Genomic DNA, 1,280 nt, shown 5'->3' with positions numbered 1-1,280 from the left:
CGCCGACGATGGCCAGGGCGACCAGTGCGGCGGACAGCAGTCGGCGGGTGGAGCTGCGGGTCGGGGAGGCGGTTCGCGGCCGGTCGGTGGCCCTGGATCTCTCCACGCGGCTCACTCCTGTCGTCGTCGGAGGGCTGGCAGGACTGCGTGCCGCCGTGTTACCGGCGGTTACCTACTGGAGAGTAAGGGGGTGTTACATGTGGTGACAAGACATGTGCGCGGACCCTGTGGACGCCACGCCCACGGCGCCGGACCGCCCTTCGGGCGGACGCGGACACGGGCGCGGGTGCGGGTGTCGGCGTGGGCGTGGGCGTGCGTGTGCGCGCATGCCTGGGTGTGGGGGCGGGTGTGGGCGTGGGCGCGGCTACGCGTCGCCGTACGCCTCTTCACCGAGCGAGAAGCCCGCCGACCCGGCCGTGCTGTCCGCGAGCCATGCCCGGAACGCCGGCACGTCCGCGTCGGGGAGGCCGATCTCGATCTCCACCTGCTCGCCGTACCGCACGTCGCGCACCTCGCGCCCGGTGGACCGCAGGTCGTTCTGCACCTTCCCGGCCCGCTGGTGGTCCACGGTCACGGTGGCCACCCGGAACCGCCGCCGGGTGCGGGTCCCCAGGACGTCCAGGGCCTCTCCGACCGCTCCTCCGTAGGCGCGGATGAGCCCGCCCGCGCCCAGCTTCACACCGCCGTAGTACCGGGTCACCACGGCCACCACGTACCGCATGTCACGCCGCATCAGCATCTGCAGCATCGGCACGCCCGCGGTGCCGCCCGGTTCGCCGTCGTCGCCGGCCTTCTGCACGGAGGCGTCGGCGCCGATCACATAGGCGTAGCAGTTGTGCGTGGCGTCCGCGTGCTCCTTGCGGACGGCGGCGAGGAAGGCCTGGGCCTCCTCCTCGGTGGCCGCCGGGGCGAGGCTGCACAGGAAGCGGGAGCGGTTGACCTCGGTCTCGTGCACGCCCGCGCGGGCCACTGTGCGGTACTCGTCCTGCATCCGCCCAGCCTATGCGGTCCCGCGCGGGCCGCCGACGGCGCGTGCGCGGCGAAGGGCCACGGCAGGGGTCGTTCCCGACCACCGCCGTGGCCCTTCGGGGGCCCGCCCGGTCCTAAGCGCCGCTCTCCTGCCGCGGGGCGCCGTCGAAGGCGGGGAGCAGGGACGCCTGGTGCTCGATCGTCTCCTCCCCGCTTCCCTGCGCGGCGTCGGGGTTCGCCGGGGCCACCTGGTCCGGTTCCGGCAGGGCGGGCTCCGCGGTGCCGTCCTGCGTTCCGGGCTCCGTCTGCTC

1 protein-coding gene is annotated in these 1,280 nt (G+C 74.3%); it reads right to left on the bottom strand.

Going from position 1 to position 1,280, the window contains the following annotated elements; all coding sequences use genetic code 11:
- Positions 1 to 364: 364 nt before the first annotated feature.
- Positions 365 to 991, bottom strand: coding sequence for a YigZ family protein (locus HW445_RS31440; RefSeq protein ID WP_180224173.1), 627 nt, complete (start codon positions 989 to 991; stop codon positions 365 to 367).
- Positions 992 to 1,280 lie beyond the last annotated feature (289 nt).

This window comes from Streptomyces sp. UH6 (assembly GCF_013421635.1).
GTDB lineage: Bacteria > Actinomycetota > Actinomycetes > Streptomycetales > Streptomycetaceae > Streptomyces > Streptomyces abyssomicinicus.
The sequence above is the reverse complement of the archived record's forward strand: the minus strand, read 5'-3'. Positions and strand labels throughout refer to the sequence as shown.